At 58.0% G+C, this 15,383-nt stretch carries 10 protein-coding genes; 9 read left to right on the forward strand and 1 reads right to left on the reverse strand.

Features of this window, described 5'->3' with window-relative positions:
* The first annotated feature begins 47 nt into the window (after nucleotides 1-47).
* Nucleotides 48-1,334 carry an aminopeptidase PepB gene (pepB, locus tag EE896_RS05025; RefSeq protein WP_003848667.1) on the forward strand — a complete coding sequence of 429 codons (1,287 nt, stop codon included), beginning with the start codon at nucleotides 48-50 and terminating at the stop codon, nucleotides 1,332-1,334.
* 60 nt (nucleotides 1,335-1,394) lie between these two features.
* On the forward strand, nucleotides 1,395-2,159 hold the full coding sequence (gene sseB, locus EE896_RS05030) for an enhanced serine sensitivity protein SseB (RefSeq protein ID WP_003848669.1): 765 nt from the start codon (nucleotides 1,395-1,397) through the stop codon (nucleotides 2,157-2,159).
* Between the two features lie 41 nt (nucleotides 2,160-2,200).
* On the opposite strand, the gene sseA is transcribed toward sseB, so the two are convergent.
* On the reverse strand, nucleotides 2,201-3,043 hold the full coding sequence (gene sseA, locus EE896_RS05035; protein ID WP_003848671.1) for a 3-mercaptopyruvate sulfurtransferase: 843 nt from the start codon (nucleotides 3,041-3,043) through the stop codon (nucleotides 2,201-2,203).
* Nucleotides 3,044-3,189: 146 nt separating this feature from the next.
* Between sseA and EE896_RS05040 the strand changes: the two genes are divergently transcribed.
* The 7 genes from EE896_RS05040 to ispG all read left to right on the forward strand — a co-directional run bounded on the left by EE896_RS05040 (nucleotide 3,190) and on the right by ispG (nucleotide 15,371).
* The gene (locus tag EE896_RS05040) at nucleotides 3,190-8,085 is read left to right on the forward strand and encodes an alpha-2-macroglobulin family protein (RefSeq protein ID WP_140915731.1); all 4,896 of its coding nucleotides are present in this window, start codon (nucleotides 3,190-3,192) and stop codon (nucleotides 8,083-8,085) included.
* A gap of 3 nt (nucleotides 8,086-8,088) precedes the next feature.
* The gene (gene pbpC / locus EE896_RS05045) at nucleotides 8,089-10,425 is read left to right on the forward strand and encodes a peptidoglycan glycosyltransferase PbpC (RefSeq protein ID WP_153574536.1); all 2,337 of its coding nucleotides are present in this window, start codon (nucleotides 8,089-8,091) and stop codon (nucleotides 10,423-10,425) included.
* Between the two features lie 175 nt (nucleotides 10,426-10,600).
* Nucleotides 10,601-11,032, forward strand: coding sequence for a nucleoside-diphosphate kinase (gene ndk, locus EE896_RS05050; protein WP_003848684.1), 432 nt, complete (start codon nucleotides 10,601-10,603; stop codon nucleotides 11,030-11,032).
* A 186-nt stretch (nucleotides 11,033-11,218) separates the two neighbouring features.
* Nucleotides 11,219-12,388: a dual-specificity RNA methyltransferase RlmN gene (gene rlmN, locus EE896_RS05055; RefSeq protein ID WP_078804666.1), complete on the forward strand. Its 1,170-nt coding sequence runs from the start codon at nucleotides 11,219-11,221 to the stop codon at nucleotides 12,386-12,388.
* Between the two features lie 80 nt (nucleotides 12,389-12,468).
* Nucleotides 12,469-13,203 (forward strand): type IV pilus biogenesis/stability protein PilW, encoded by a 735-nt coding sequence (gene pilW, locus EE896_RS05060; RefSeq protein ID WP_008926706.1) that lies wholly within the window; start codon nucleotides 12,469-12,471, stop codon nucleotides 13,201-13,203.
* Complete coding sequence (gene rodZ, locus EE896_RS05065; protein WP_003848690.1) at nucleotides 13,193-14,212, forward strand: cytoskeleton protein RodZ; 1,020 nt, start codon at nucleotides 13,193-13,195, stop codon at nucleotides 14,210-14,212. Before pilW ends, rodZ begins: the two co-directional genes overlap by 11 nt.
* 37 nt (nucleotides 14,213-14,249) lie before the next feature.
* Nucleotides 14,250-15,371, forward strand: coding sequence for a flavodoxin-dependent (E)-4-hydroxy-3-methylbut-2-enyl-diphosphate synthase (ispG, locus tag EE896_RS05070; RefSeq protein WP_003848692.1), 1,122 nt, complete (start codon nucleotides 14,250-14,252; stop codon nucleotides 15,369-15,371).
* The last annotated feature ends 12 nt before the right edge of the window (nucleotides 15,372-15,383 follow it).

Consider the following 15,383-nt stretch of genomic DNA (forward strand, 5'->3'; position numbering starts at 1 on the left):
ATAACAATCAGGCTGGATGAAACAGATAACGATTACGGAGCTTTTCGATGACCACACAACCGATGAACATTACGCTTAGCAGCCAGCCCGCCGATGCGCGCTGGGGCGAAAAAGCGATTCTCAGCAGCAACGACAGCGGCATGACACTGCACCTGACCGGCGCAGATGCGCTGAATACCATTCAGCGTGCGGCCCATAAAATCGATGGCCAGGGCATCCGCCATGTGGCGCTGACCGGCGAAGGCTGGCACCTTGAGCAGTGCTGGGCATTCTGGCAGGGCTTCCGTGGCCCGAAAGGCCAGCGTCAGGTTGACTGGCCTGAACTGGGCGAACATGAGCAGGCGGAGTTTGATCGCCGTCTGAAAATCATCGACTGGGTGCGCAACGTCATTAACCTGCCCGCAGAAGATCTGGGGCCGGAGCAGCTGGCGCACAATGCCGTCGATCTGATCAGTGAAGTGGGCGGTGACGCCGTCAGCTATCGTATTACCAAAGGCGATGAACTGCGGGTGCAGGGTTATATGGGCCTGCATACTGTGGGACGCGGTTCAAATCGTCCGCCGGTCTATCTGGCGCTCGACTACAACCCGACCGGCGACGAGAATGCGCCGGTTTACGCCTGCCTGGTCGGTAAAGGCATTACCTTTGATACCGGCGGCTACAGCCTGAAGCAGAGCAGCTTTATGGACTCGATGAAGTCTGACATGGGCGGCGCGGCGACGGTGACTGGCGCGCTGGCGATGGCGATTTCTCGCGGTCTTAACAAGCGCGTCAAACTCTACCTCTGCTGCGCCGATAATATGGTCAGCAGCAACGCCTTCAAGCTGGGCGACATTATTCGCTATCGCAACGGCAAATCGGTGGAAGTGATGAACACCGACGCGGAAGGCCGCCTGGTGCTGGCCGACGGTTTGATCGACGCCAGCGAGCAGAACCCGACGATGATCATTGACGCCGCAACGCTGACCGGCGCGGCTAAAACGGCGCTGGGCAACGATTACCATGCGCTGTTCACCTTTGATGAGGTGATGGCGCAGTCGCTGATGGGCAGCGCAGTGAGTGAGAACGAACCTTTCTGGCGTCTGCCGCTGGCCGAATTCCATCGCAGCCATCTGCCGTCTAACTTTGCCGATCTTAATAACATTGCCAGTCCGTCTCATGCGGCCGGTGCCAGCAGCGCGGCAGCGTTCCTGTCACACTTCGTCAGCAACTATCAGCAGGGCTGGCTGCACATCGACTGCTCTGCGACCTATCGCAAAGGCGCCGTTGATCAGTGGGCGGCAGGTGCAACAGGTCTGGGCGTGCGTACCCTCGCCAATCTGTTACTGAAATAAGCCGATCTCAGCGGTGGCTGATGCTGCCGCTGTTCAGAGGGAAACGTTCAGAGGGAAACTATGAACCGTCTTGAAGAGGTGCTGAAGCTGGCGGCGACTGAGCCTGCCCATCGGCCCGAGTTTTTCCAGTTGCTGCTGGAATCTGACGTCTTTGTTCCGGGCGAAAGTACCACGCAACAGTTTGATGCCAGCACGCCCGTTGATCTCCAGCACTGGGAAAAAGAGGATGGCAGCAGCATTATTCCTTTTTTCACGTCAGAAGAGGCGATGAGTGAAGCGGTAAACGGTGAGCAGTCATGGCTGCGTCTGCCGGTACGGACGTTGTTTGAGATGACGCGTGGCGAGACGCTGTTTCTCAATCCTAAACTGCCTTCCGGCAAAGAGTTCACTGCAGCGGAGATCACGCATCTGCTGGCGGAAGAGGGCAGTGCGCTAAGTCAGCAGACTGTGCTGGAAGGCGGGCAGTCACTGCTGCTCTCTGAGGTGGCTGAACCGCCTGCACAGATGATCGACTCGCTGACTCAGTTGTTTACGAAGCATAAGCAGGTGCGTCGGGCATTTATTGCCAGCATTCGTGAACGGGCAGACGAAGCACCTAATTTACTGATTGGCATTGAAGCGGACAGCAACATTGAAGCGATCATCCAGGCGGCGGGCAGTGTGGCAACGGATACGCTGCCAGACGATGCGCCAGTGGATATCTGTGAAGTGATGCCGAACGATCGCGGCATCAGCCACTTCTTTACCGCGCACATCACCCCCTTCTATGAACGTCGCTGGGGCAGTTTCCTGCGTGACTTCAAGGGCAGTGAGCGGATTATCTGACGCACTCAATACAAACAGGCGGCTCATGAGCCGCCTGTTTTTTATTTCGCAATAGGCAGGTCGTCCCGGCTGCCCCATTCGCCCCAGGATCCGTCATACAGCGTGGCATCCCGTGCGCCCAGCGCGGTCAGCGCCAGAATCAACACCACCGCCGTTACGCCTGAGCCACAGCTGGCGACCACTGGCTGGGAAATATCGACACCTGCGTCAGCAAAAATTCTGCGCAGTTCCGCTTCCGGCTTGAGTGTTCCCTGCTCAACCAGCATATTCCACGGCACGTTCAGGCTGTTGGGAATATGGCCGCGATGCAGGCCGGGACGCGGTTCGTCCACTTCAGCGTTAAAACGATTGGCAGCACGGGCATCAACAATCTGCGCGCCGCCTTCATGGCTGATCAGCAGCACATCCGTCAGGCGTTTCACCCGGCTTTCATCCGCGTGGGCTTCAAACTCACCTTCCGGCAGATTCACTTCGCCGCTTGCCAGCGCAAAACCGGCCGCTTTCCAGCCCTGCAATCCCCCGGCCAGAATCGACACCTGAGCCACACCAAAGGTCTTCAGCATCCACCAGGCGCGGGGTGCGGAAAAGAGATTGCCTTCGTCATAAACGACCAGATGTTTATCACTGCTGATGCCCAGCTCGCGCATCGCGACGGCAAAGGTCTCGGCACGCGGCAGCATATGCGGATAAGGGCTGGTGTGATCGGAAAGGGCTTCAATATCAAAGTAAGGGGCGTCAGGTAAATGACCCGCCAGATACTCAGCCTGGATATCGCGAACCGCTTCCATTCCGGGTGGCAACAAACGTGCATCCAGTACCTGAAGGCGTTCATCGTTGTAGTGCTCTTGTAACCAGTCGGCGGACACAAACAGTGGCGTCGTCATAACAACCTCATCTCAGCAATCTGTCATACCAGTGTCAGGGAATGTGCGCACCATCTCAAGAGAAGCGTTGATTAAATGCGAGCATTGATATGAAATTGCGCGGCGTAATCAAACGACACTCCCTGCGTCCCGGTGAAGGAACTACCATGAAGAAACGCAACACCCGGCTGCTGCTCAGCATGCTGATCGGTGGCTCGCTGCTGTCAGCAACTCTATTCCCTGTTTTGCCTCTTCAGGCGGCAGAGGCACCCTCAACGGCTCAGGTCAGCAAACCGCTGACCATTATCGATCTCTCAGAACTGCAGATCGACGGTGCCGCTGCGCTGGTCTTAACCTTCAGTCAGCCGCTGGATGATAAACAGGATATCGCGCAAAAAGTCAGGCTGACTGACGATAAACAGGGCCGGGTGGATGGCGGCTGGGAGCTTTCCGCTAACCGCAAAACGTTGCGCTTCCGTCATCCTGAACCCTCACGTCACTTCACCGTCACGGTGGATGCAGGATTGCGCGCGGCCAGCGGTGAAACGCTTGCCGCCGATTACAGCCAGAAAATCGCCACCAGTGATATCCAGCCGATGGTGGGGTTTGCCAGTCGCGGTTCATTGCTGCCGCTGCGTATCACGCAGGGACTGCCGGTGCTGGCGCTAAATGTGAACCAGGTCGATGTCGATTTCTTCCGCATTAAGAATGCCGGCCTGGCAGAATTCCTCTCGCAGTGGAATTACGGCAATAACCTCTCCAGCTGGCAGTCACAGGATCTGCTGAAAAGCAGCCAGCTGGTCTACTCCGGTCGCTTCGAGCTTAATCCGGCGCGCAACACCCGTGAAAAATTGCAGTTGCCGATGAGTGACATTACCGCGCTTCAGCAGCCGGGCGTCTATCTGGCGGTGATGAAGCAGGCTGGAACGTATCGCTACAGCCAGCCCGCTACACTTTTCACCCTGAGCGACATTGGCCTCTCACTGCATCGCTTCCCGACTCAATTTGAACTGTTTGCCCAGAGCCTGGCAAACGGCCAGCCACTTTCCGGCGTCAGCGTCAGGTTGCTGGATGCCAAAGGGCAGGTGCTGCAAAGCGGCACCAGTGACAACACCGGCCATCTGCGCCTCAGGGCGGATGAAAAAGGCAGGATCCTGCTGGCCGTGCAGGGTGAACAGACCTCAATGATTGACCTGTCGCGTCCGGCGCTGGATCTCGCGGAGTTTCCGGTTGCCGGACCGCAGGGTTATGACAAACAGCTGTTTGTCTTTGGGCCGCGCGATATCTATCGCCCAGGCGAAATCGTCATCGTCAATGCGCTGCTGCGTGATGCCGACGGACATCCGTTGCCCGTTCAGCCGATAAAAGCAGAACTGGTGCAGCCCGATGGCCAGGTGATGCGAACCTTTGTCTGGCAGCCTGAGGCGGGCCTCTACCAGCAGCGCCTGGCACTGCCCGAATCTGCCATGACCGGCAACTGGATACTGCGACTCAATACCGGCGATAACCTCAAGCGTGAATGGACGTTCCACGTCGAGGATTTTCTGCCGGAGCGTATGGCGTTAACCCTGAAAAATGACCCTCAGCCGCAGCCTGCTGATGCCCCCGTTGAGTTTGGTATTGAGGGGCGTTATCTCTATGGCGCACCGGCGGCGGGTAACACGTTACAGGGACAACTCTATCTGCGACCGGCACGCGAAGCGGTGGCTGCACTGCCGGGCTACCAGTTTGGTGACATTACCGAAGAGGGGCTAAAGCGCACGCTGGATGAGGTCGATCTCAAACTCGACGCCAGCGGTAAAGCGCAGCTTTCGGTAGAGAGTCAGTGGGATCAGCTGCACTCTCCGCTCAACCTGATCCTGCAGGCCAGCCTGCTGGAGACCGGCGGCCGTCCGGTCACCCGACGCGCTACCCAGGCCATCTGGCCTGCAGAAGCTCTGCCGGGTATCCGGCCGCTGTTCGGTAACAAGGCCGTTTATGACTACCGCAGTGACAGCTATCACGATGAGCCTACCGTGCCGGAAGAGAGCCTGGCCGAATTCGATATTGTCTATGCCAACAGTCAGGGCAAGAAACTGGCGGCAGACAAGCTGGATGTGCGCCTGATTCGTGAACGCCGTGACTACTACTGGAGCTTCTCGGACAGCGAAGGCTGGCAGTCGCAGTATGGCGACAAAGACCTGCAGGAAGATGAACGCGCTATCTCAATCCCGGCTGACGGCAGCACCAAAGTCAGCTTCCCGGTTGAGTGGGGCCACTACCGGCTGGAAGTGCAGGCGGGCGAGAAGATCGTCAGCAGCGTGCGGTTCCAGGCCGGTTATGACTGGCAGGACAACACCAACGGCACGGGCGCACTGCGTCCGGATCAGGTCAGACTGAAGCTGGACAAAGCGGCTTACCAGCCGGGCGACACCGTGCATCTGCAGGTTGACTCCCCGGCAGCCGGTAAAGGTTACCTGATGGTGGAGTCGAGCAGCGGCACGCTCTGGTGGCAACCGCTGACTGTACCTGAGGGCGGCACAACAGTGGATGTCCCTGTTGCTGAGAGCTGGCGGCGTCACGATCTCTACTTCAGCGCTATCGTGGTGCGTGACGGTGATAAGGTCAGTGGCGCAACACCAAAACGCGCGGTGGGGCTATTACACCTGCCGATGGCGACAGAGGCGCGCCGCTTAAACCTGACGCTGGATGCGCCCGATAAAATTCGTCCTGAACAGCTCCTGACGGTCAGGGTTCACGCCAGTCGTGACGGTGGTCCGCTGCCTGAAAAAGTGAATGTGCTGTTGTCAGCCGTGGACAGTGGCGTGCTGAGCGTCACAGATTTTAAAACGCCCGATCCGTGGCAGGCTTTCTTTGGCCGTAAACGCTACAACGTCGATCAGTACGATGTCTTTGGTCAGCTGATCGAAGGCGGTGGCCGACTGGCGGCGCTGCGTTTTGGTGGTGATGGTGAAGATGAATCGATGACGCGCGGCGGTAAAAAGCCGGTAACGCATGTGAATATCGTGGCGCAACAGTTGCAGGCGGTAACGCTGGATAAAGAGGGCAACGGGACGATTACGCTACCGATCCCGGCGTTTAATGGCGAACTGCGGCTGATGACCCAGGCCTGGAGCAACGACAGTTTCGGCGCGGCAGAGCGCAAACTGGTGGTCGCCGCGCCGCTGATCAGCGAACTGGCCACGCCGCGCTTCCTTGCCAGCGGCGACTCGGCATCACTGGCGCTCGATCTCACGAACCTGACCGATCTGCCGCAAACCCTGAAAGTGGATGTGACCAGCAGTGGCTTAGTCGATCTGGCCGGTGCGGCCAGCCAGAGCGTGACGCTGGCCAAAGGCGCTCGTACCACACTGCAGATTCCGGTCACGGCGAAAACCGGCTTTGGTGATGGCGAGATTGCCGTACAGATTTCCGGTCTGAACCTGCCGGGTGAACAGGTTAAGGCCAGCAAACAGCAGTGGAAAATCGGCGTCCGGCCGCCTTATCCTGCCCTGACGCTGAACTTTGATGCCGTTATCAATCCCGATCAGCCCTGGCAGATAGCGGCAGCGGCGCTGACCGGCCTGGATGCACAGACCCTGAGTGGACAACTGACGCTGAGCAATCGTCCGCCGCTGAATATCGCCAGCTATATCAGTGCGCTCTATGCCTATCCCTATGGCTGTCTGGAACAGACTACCAGCGGGCTCTGGCCTTCGCTTTACACCAGCCATGCCGAGCTAACTGCTATGGGCATTAAAACCAGCAGCGATGAAGCGCGACGGGCCGCCGTCGACACCGGCATTGCTCGTCTGGCGGGTATGCAGCGGGCCAACGGCAGTTTCGGGCTGTGGGATAAACAGAGTGAAGAGGAGTTCTGGCTGACGCCTTATGTAACGGACTTCCTGCTGCGCGCCAGTGAGGCGGGCTATGCGCTACCAGATAATGTGGTTGATCGCGCTAACGCACGGCTGCTGCGCTACTTGCAGGATCCCGCGCAGATCAGCGGCGGCAGCAGTGACGACAACACCGCGCTGCAGTTCAGCGTGCAGGCTTACGCCGGATTGGTGCTGGCGCGTCAGCAGCGCGCGCCATTGGGTGCGCTGCGTGCATTGTATGAAAAGCGTGAGAAAGCCCGCTCCGGACTGGCGCTGATGCAGCTGGGTGTCGCGCTGAAGCTAATGGGTGACGGGCAGCGCGCATCGCTTGCGATCATGCAGGGTGCCACGCTGACCCGCTCGGACAAAGCGTGGTACGGCGACTATGGCAGCACGGTGCGCGATGAGGGGATGATGATTGCCCTGTTAGCAGAGAATAAGCTGCAGCCTGATTTGCAGAATAGTCTGCTGCTGTCGCTCTCCAAAGAGGTCAGGGGAAAACGCTGGTTCTCGACCCAGGAAAATAACGCGCTTTATCTGGCTGCGCATACCTTACAGCAGGCGCAGGGCGGGAGCTGGCAGGCGCAGCTGTCCGGTAACCCAGCTCCGTTACAGGGCGATGCACCGCTGAATAAAGGGCTGGGCGCGGAGCAACTGCTGCAGGGGCTAGCCATCAGTAATCCGGGCAGTGCGCCGCTGTATGGTCGTCTGGACGTCACCGGTTATCCGCTGGCTGCGCCTCAGCCGGAGAGTAATGTGCTCGGGATAAAACGTGAATATTTCACCCTGGATGGCAAAGCTGCCGATCTCAGTAATCTGCGCAGCGGTGAATTGCTGGTGGTTCGTCTGACGGTCTCCTCGAAACGCAGCATCAGCGATGCGCTGGTGGTGGATCTGCTGCCTGCCGGTCTGGAGCTGGAAAACCAGAATCTGGCAGATAGCAGCGCCAGCCTCGGTGACAGTGCGGATGCGCTGAAGGAGAGCATGGGTGACATGCAGCAGGCTGATATCAAACACATCGAGTTCCGAGACGATCGATTCGTCGCGGCCCTGGCGGTGGATACCTATCGTCCCGCCACGCTGGTCTATCTGGCCCGGGCGGTCACGCCGGGTCGCTATCTGATGCCACCGCCGCAGGTGGAGTCGATGTATGTGCCGGAGTGGCGCGCCACCGGCAGTACACCGCCGCAGCTGCATATCCAGTAAGTGATGCAGGGCGTGATTAACATCAGCGCCATTAAAAAGCGGTGGCTCGCGCTGCCGTTTTTTTTTCTGGCGTTATGGCTGGCGACATGGGGACTGGATCGGCTGTTCCCGCTGCCGCTTAAAGAGGTGCAGCCTGCGCGGGTGATTGTGGCCAGCGACGGCACGCCGCTGTGGCGCTTTGCGGACAGCAAGGGCATCTGGCGCTATCCCGTCACACCAGAAGAGGTCGCTCCGGCTTATCTGCAGGCGCTGCTCACCTACGAAGATCGCTGGTTCTGGTATCACCCCGGCATCAATCCGCTGGCGCTGGTGCGTGCGGCCTGGCAGGATTTGCGCCATCAAAGCGTTATTTCCGGTGGCAGCACGCTGACCATGCAGGTAGCACGCCTTATCGACCCGCAACCCCGTACGCTGCGGGGCAAGCTAATCCAGGCGTGGCGGGCGCTGCAGCTTGAATGGCACCTTTCCAAACGTGACATCCTGACGCTCTACCTTAACCGTGCGCCTTTTGGCGGCACGCTGGAAGGGGTGGGCGCGGCAAGCTGGAGCTGGCTGGGGAAATCCCCGTCACAGCTGACACCGGGCGAGGCAGCGCTGCTGGCGGTTTTGCCGCAGGCACCCAGCCGACTTCGCCCCGATCGCTGGCCAGAGCGGGCAGAAGCGGCACGCAATAAAGTGCTGGATCGGCTGGCGGAATACCGCATCTGGTCCGCTGAGCAGGTGGCGGAAATCCGTCAGGAGCCGGTCTGGCTGCCGCCACGGCAGATGCCGCAGATGGCGCCGCTGCTGGCCCGGCGATTACTGTCGATCAGTTCCAGCGACAAGATTGTCTCCACGCTCGATCCTTCACTGCAGCGCGAGCTGGAAAGCCTGGCGCTGAACGTTAAAAACCAGCTTCCGCCGCGCACCTCACTGGCGATGCTGGTGGTCGATCACACCACCATGGCGGTTCGGGGCTATGTCGGTTCGGCTGACTTTACCGATGACAGTCGGTTCGGGCATGTGGACATGATCGCCAGCGTGCGTTCGCCTGGCTCGGTGTTAAAACCCTTTGTTTACGGCATGGCGCTGGATGAGGGGCTGATTCATGCCGAATCGCTGCTGCAGGATGTGCCGCGTCGCTTTGGTGATTACCGGCCAGGCAATTTCGACACCGGTTTTCACGGGCCGGTCAGCGCCAGCGATGCGCTGGTACGCTCCCTGAATCTGCCGGCTGTACAGGTGCTGGAGGCGCTGGGACCGAAAAACGTTGCGGCGCGTCTGCGCAATGTGGGTCTGAATTTACGTTTCCCGCCAGGCGCGGAACCCAATCTTTCGTTGATTCTTGGCGGCACCGGCGCCCGCATGGATGAAATTGTGGCGGCTTATAGCGCCTTTGCCCGTCACGGCAATGCCGCTGCACTGCGCTGGACGCCCGAGCAACCCTTGCAGCAGCGACCGCTGCTTTCACCCGCATCGGCGTGGATCATCCGGCGCATCCTGGCGGGTGAAGCGCAACCGGCCGGTAATGGCAGCGTACCTGATGTGGTGCCGCTGGCCTGGAAAACCGGCACCAGTTACGGCTATCGCGACGCCTGGTCGGTGGGCATCAATCCCCGTTATCTGATTGGCGTCTGGGTGGGGCGGCCGGATGCGACTCCGGTTGCCGGGCAGTTTGGTTTCGCCTCTGCCGTGCCAGTCATGAATCAGATTAACAGCGTGCTGATGAGCCGTCTCGGCAGGCGTGACGTGCCGGTCGACCCACGTCCGGCCTCGGTAACGGTCGCGACCATATGCTGGCCTGGTGGTCAGCCGTTGCCTGCCGGAGATGAAAACTGCCGCCAGCGTCGGCAAAGCTGGGTCGCTTCTGATACGTTGCCGCCAACACTGCTGGCGCCCGGTCAGGAGAGCCTCAGCGGATTACGCGCGGGCTACTGGCAAAATGCGCAGGGACTGCGCGTCGCAGCAGATTGCCCCGGCGCTACCCGCCACGAACGGCTGGTCTGGCCGCTGCCGCTGGAGGCCTGGCTGCCGCCTCAGGAGCGGCGGGCGCAGCGCTTACCGCCTGTCGATACCCATTGTCCGCCATTACAACAGGGCAGTAGCGCACCACTGATTGTCACCGGCGTTGTTGAGCGGCAAATCGTTAAACCGCTGCCGGGTAATAGCACGCTGACGATCCCGGTCGCGGTGCAGGGAGGGCAGGGCACGCAACGCTGGTGGTTCCTGAATGGTGAGCCATTGATGACGCAAAACGCGGCGAACAGCCTGTCGCTGCATCTTGATCATCCCGGCGAGTATCAGCTGGTGGTAATGGATGAAGAGGGACAACTTGTCTCGGTCACCTTCACTCGGGGCTGACGATTTTTTGCGCTAAATCATAACTATGGCGCGCCTGCCTCAACTCAGATCAAGAATTTTCAACAAATTGGGGATCTCTGATAGGCAATGCCGCACTCAGCCCCTATAATCGGCGCCGTTTCTTAACCGGGGCGGACGCCACCGGTTTCTTCAGAACGTCAAGACAGAGGTCATCATGGCAATCGAACGTACTTTTTCTATCATCAAGCCAAACGCCGTCGCTAAAAATGTGATTGGTGCTATCTATAACCGTTTTGAAAGCGCTGGCTTCAAAATCGTTGGCGCAAAAATGCTGCAGCTGAGCAAAGAGCAGGCTGAAGGCTTTTACGCTGAGCACCAGGGCAAGCCATTCTTCGATGGTCTGGTTGAATTCATGACCTCTGGCCCGGTTGTTGTATCCGTGCTGGAAGGTGAAAATGCGGTTCAGCGTCACCGTGACCTGATGGGTGCAACTAACCCGGCAAACGCACTGGCTGGCACACTGCGTGCTGACTACGCTGACAGCTTCACCGAAAACGCGACCCACGGTTCAGATTCTGCTGAATCCGCTGCCCGCGAAATCGCTTATTTCTTCGGCGAAAACGAAATCTGCCCACGTACCCGTTAATCGCCCGGCGATAAACGTTACAGCGGCTTTACAAAAATCTGCGTAGGGGAGGTCACTCCCGCCTGTTATCAGGCCGCAGATGTTGTACAATATTGCGCCTTCATTGACATCGCTTAATGAAGGCGCAATTTTTTCACCTATCCCTGAACAGCGCCATAACGTGTAACAACGAGGCCAGAGAATATTATGTCCGAACAGATTGAGACGTCCGCGTCCGCTTCCCCCATTGTCGTTTCTCCCAAAAGCCAGAAAATAAACCTGCTGGATCTCAACCGTCAGCAGATGCGGGAATTTTTCCTGTCGCTGGGCGAGAAGCCTTTCCGCGCCGATCAGGTCATGAAGTGGATTTATCACTACTGCTGCGATGACTTCGAGCAGATGACCGACATCAACAAAAAGCTGCGTAACCGGCTGATGGAGCTGACGGAAATCCGCGCGCCAGAAGTGGCGGAAGAGATGCGCTCCACCGACGGCACCATTAAATGGGCCATTCGCGTGGGCGACCAGCTGGTGGAAACGGTCTACATCCCGGAAGGCGATCGCGCCACGCTGTGTGTCTCTTCACAGGTGGGGTGTGCGCTGGAGTGTAAATTCTGTTCGACCGCACAGCAGGGCTTTAACCGTAACCTGCGGGTGTCAGAAATTATTGGTCAGGTGTGGCGTGCGGCGAAAATTGTTGGCGCAGCCAAAATCACCGGCCAGCGTCCTATCACCAACGTGGTGATGATGGGCATGGGCGAGCCACTGCTCAACCTCAATAACGTGGTTCCGGCGATGGAGATCATGCTGGATGACTTCGGTTTTGGTCTGTCGAAGCGTCGCGTAACCCTCTCAACATCAGGCGTCGTGCCTGCGCTGGATAAACTGGGTGATATGATCGACGTGGCGCTGGCGATCTCGCTGCATGCACCAAACGACAAGCTGCGTGATGACATCGTGCCGATCAACAAAAAGTACAATATCGAAACCTTCCTGGCCGCGGTGAAGCGTTACATCGCGAAATCCAACGCCAACCAGGGACGCGTGACCATTGAGTACGTCCTGCTGGATCACGTCAATGACAGCACTGATGATGCGCATGAACTTGCCGCATTACTGAAAGAAACACCGTGTAAAATCAACCTGATTCCGTGGAACCCCTTCCCGGGCGCGCCGTATGGCCGTAGCTCTAACAGCCGTATCGATCGCTTCTCCAAAGTTTTAATGGACTATGGTTTTACCACCATCGTGCGTAAAACCCGTGGCGACGACATTGATGCCGCCTGCGGTCAGTTAGCCGGCGAAGTCATTGACCGTACCAAGCGGACGATGCGCATCAAAATGGCGGGTGAAGCCATATCTGTGAAGCCGCTCTAGAAGGTTGAAATCGCGCGTTTCCTGACGTGATGACCCGTGGCAGGCTGCAGCCTGTCAACGTCAAACGGAGGGAAACGATTATGCGTAATGGATTACCTGCAGTGTTGCTGGCGCTGTTTGTTGTAAGCGGGTGTGTCAGTCAGCCGCGTGAACCTGGCGCAGAAGAGGTGCGTCTGCAGTTAGGGATGCACTATCTGGCCAGTGGCGACGCTGCTGCGGCTGAGCGAAACTTTCTACGGGCACAGGCCGCTGCGCCACATGATTACCGGGTCTCGCTTGCGCTGGCACGGCTGGCACTGAAGCAGGGTAATCAGACAGCGGCGCAGGCACGGTTTATACTGGCACAGCAGCAGGCGCCGGAGAATGGTTTTGTTGCTAACAATTACGGTGCGTTTCTCTGCGCTTTAAGGCAGTATGACGAAGCGCATCAACAGTTTAGTCGGGCAAGCGCAGCACAGCAGTTTGATGCTCGCAATGACGCGCTTGAACTGGCAGGCTTTTGTTATCTGCAGGCTGGCGATGTTGCTGCTGCCCGAAGGGCGTTACGTCAGGCCATTGATGCTGACAGGCGTAAAGCTGACTCGCTGCTGTCGGAAGCTGAAAAGCAGCTGGCAGATAACCATCTGTCGAAGGCCCAGGTTTTGCTTGGTGTTTACCAGCAACAGCTGCCTGAAACAGCACGAAGTCTGGCGTTACACTTACGTTTCGCCGCGCTACAGGGAAATGCCGCTGACGTTTCACGTTATGGCGACCGGTTAGCGCGACGTTTTCCGCAATCGATACAGTACCAGCGTTATTTAGCTAATGAATACTGAAGCCACTCAAGAAAACTCTGCATTACAATCAACAGGTGAACGCCTGCGTCTGGCCCGTGAGCAGATGGGGCTGACGCAGCAGAACGTCGCTGAACGCCTGTGCCTGAAACTTTCTACCGTGCGTGACATCGAGGAGGACAAATCACCTGCTGATTTAGCTTCCACGTTCCTGCGCGGCTACATTCGCTCTTACGCGCGTCTGGTGCATATTCCTGAAGAGGAACTGCTGCCGATGATGGCGAAGCAGACACCGATTCGGTCTTCAAAGATTGAGCCGATGCAAAGTTTTTCACTGGGCAAACGCCGCAAGAAACGCGACGGCTGGTTAATGATTTTTACCTGGCTGGTGGTGTTTGTGGTCGTGGGGCTGACGGGCGCCTGGTGGTGGCAGAACCATAAAGCGTCCCAGGACGATCTGGTGCCGATGACCGACCAGAGCAGTAGCAGCGGTGATAATGGTCAGTCGATTCCGCTGGGTGAAAGCAGTGGTGATAGCGCGGCACCTGCCGCAACTGACGAGAGCAACACCACCACGACCAGTAACAGCGGCGCAGCCAGTGCGCCGGCGAGTGCGGCTCCGGCCGCCACCGCCAGCAATAGCGCGACCACCACTCAGCCGGATAACACCAGCAATGCTGTGGTGTCGCCGAGCCAGGCGCCAGTGGACAACTCAGCGGCTGCACCAGCAGCCACGACGCCGACAACCAGCGCGGCACCTCCGATGCCCGTCGGTGCAGCTGCGGTCAATGAGCCGGCAGCTGACCCTAATGCGGTGGTCATGAACTTCAACGCCGACTGCTGGCTGGAAGTCAGTGACGCGACCGGCAAAAAACTGTTCAGCGGCATTCAGCGTAGTGGTGGTAAACTCAGCCTCGCAGGAACGCCTCCGTATCGTCTGAAAATTGGCGCGCCTCGTGCAGTTCAGGTGCAATATCAGAATCAGCCCGTTGATTTAAGTCGTTTTATCCGTAATAACCAGGTTGCTCGCCTGACGTTGGGTGCGCAATAACAGCGTATCGCGTACCGGGCAATTGTGGAGAAGAAATATGCATAACGAAGCACCCATTATCCGCCGTAAATCCAAACGCATTTACGTCGGCAAGGTGCCGGTCGGTGACGGCGCGCCAATCGCTGTTCAGTCGATGACCAACACCCGCACCACTGACGTGGAAGCGACGGTAAATCAGATCAAAGCCCTTGAGCGAGTCGGTGTCGACATCGTTCGTATCTCGGTGCCTACCATGGATGCCGCAGAAGCATTCAGACTGATCAAACAGCAGGTGAATGTACCGCTGGTTGCAGATATTCATTTTGACTACCGCATCGCCCTGAAAGTCGCCGAGTATGGCGTCGACTGCCTGCGCATCAATCCCGGTAATATCGGGAACAACGAGCGCATCCGTATGGTGGTTGACTGCGCACGCGACAACAATATTCCGATTCGAATTGGCGTGAACGCCGGTTCACTGGAAAAAGATCTGCAGGAAAAGTATGGCGAGCCGACGCCGCAGGCGTTGCTGGAATCAGCCATGCGTCATGTCGATCATCTTGACCGTCTTAACTTCGATCAATTCAAAGTCAGCGTAAAAGCCTCTGACGTCTTCCTTGCCGTTGAATCTTATCGCCTGCTGGCGAAACAGATCGAACAGCCTCTGCATCTCGGCATCACCGAAGCGGGTGGCGCACGCGCAGGCGCAGTAAAATCTGCGATTGGACTTGGCCTGTTACTGTCAGAAGGGATCGGCGATACGCTGCGTATCTCGCTGGCGGCCGACCCGGTTGAAGAAGTCAAAGTCGGTTTCGATATCCTGAAGTCACTGCGCATTCGCTCTCGCGGGATCAACTTCATCGCCTGTCCAACCTGTTCACGTCAGGAGTTTGACGTTATCGGCACGGTCAACGCGCTGGAGCAGCGTCTGGAAGATCTGATCACCCCGATGGATGTCTCCATTATCGGCTGTGTCGTCAACGGACCGGGTGAAGCGACCCTCTCTACGCTGGGCGTGACCGGCGGCAGCAAGAAGAGTGGTTTCTACGAAGATGGCGTGCGTCAGCGCGATCGTCTCGACAACAATGACATGATCGATCAGCTGGAAGCGCGCATTCGCGCCAAAGCGTCGATGCTGGATGCCAGCCGCCGTATTGATGTGCAGCATCTGGAAAAATAATGGCGCGCGCGG

Source organism: Pantoea eucalypti (assembly GCF_009646115.1).
Lineage (GTDB): Bacteria > Pseudomonadota > Gammaproteobacteria > Enterobacterales > Enterobacteriaceae > Pantoea > Pantoea eucalypti.

Coding starts and splice junctions, on each gene's coding strand:
- pepB (WP_003848667.1), top strand. CDS start 48: ATGACCACACAACCGATGAACATTACGCTTAGCAGCCAGCCCGCCGAT.
- sseB (WP_003848669.1), top strand. CDS start 1,395: ATGAACCGTCTTGAAGAGGTGCTGAAGCTGGCGGCGACTGAGCCTGCC.
- sseA (WP_003848671.1), bottom strand. CDS start 3,043: ATGACGACGCCACTGTTTGTGTCCGCCGACTGGTTACAAGAGCACTAC.
- EE896_RS05040 (WP_140915731.1), top strand. CDS start 3,190: ATGAAGAAACGCAACACCCGGCTGCTGCTCAGCATGCTGATCGGTGGC.
- pbpC (WP_153574536.1), top strand. CDS start 8,089: ATGCAGGGCGTGATTAACATCAGCGCCATTAAAAAGCGGTGGCTCGCG.
- ndk (WP_003848684.1), top strand. CDS start 10,601: ATGGCAATCGAACGTACTTTTTCTATCATCAAGCCAAACGCCGTCGCT.
- rlmN (WP_078804666.1), top strand. CDS start 11,219: ATGTCCGAACAGATTGAGACGTCCGCGTCCGCTTCCCCCATTGTCGTT.
- pilW (WP_008926706.1), top strand. CDS start 12,469: ATGCGTAATGGATTACCTGCAGTGTTGCTGGCGCTGTTTGTTGTAAGC.
- rodZ (WP_003848690.1), top strand. CDS start 13,193: ATGAATACTGAAGCCACTCAAGAAAACTCTGCATTACAATCAACAGGT.
- ispG (WP_003848692.1), top strand. CDS start 14,250: ATGCATAACGAAGCACCCATTATCCGCCGTAAATCCAAACGCATTTAC.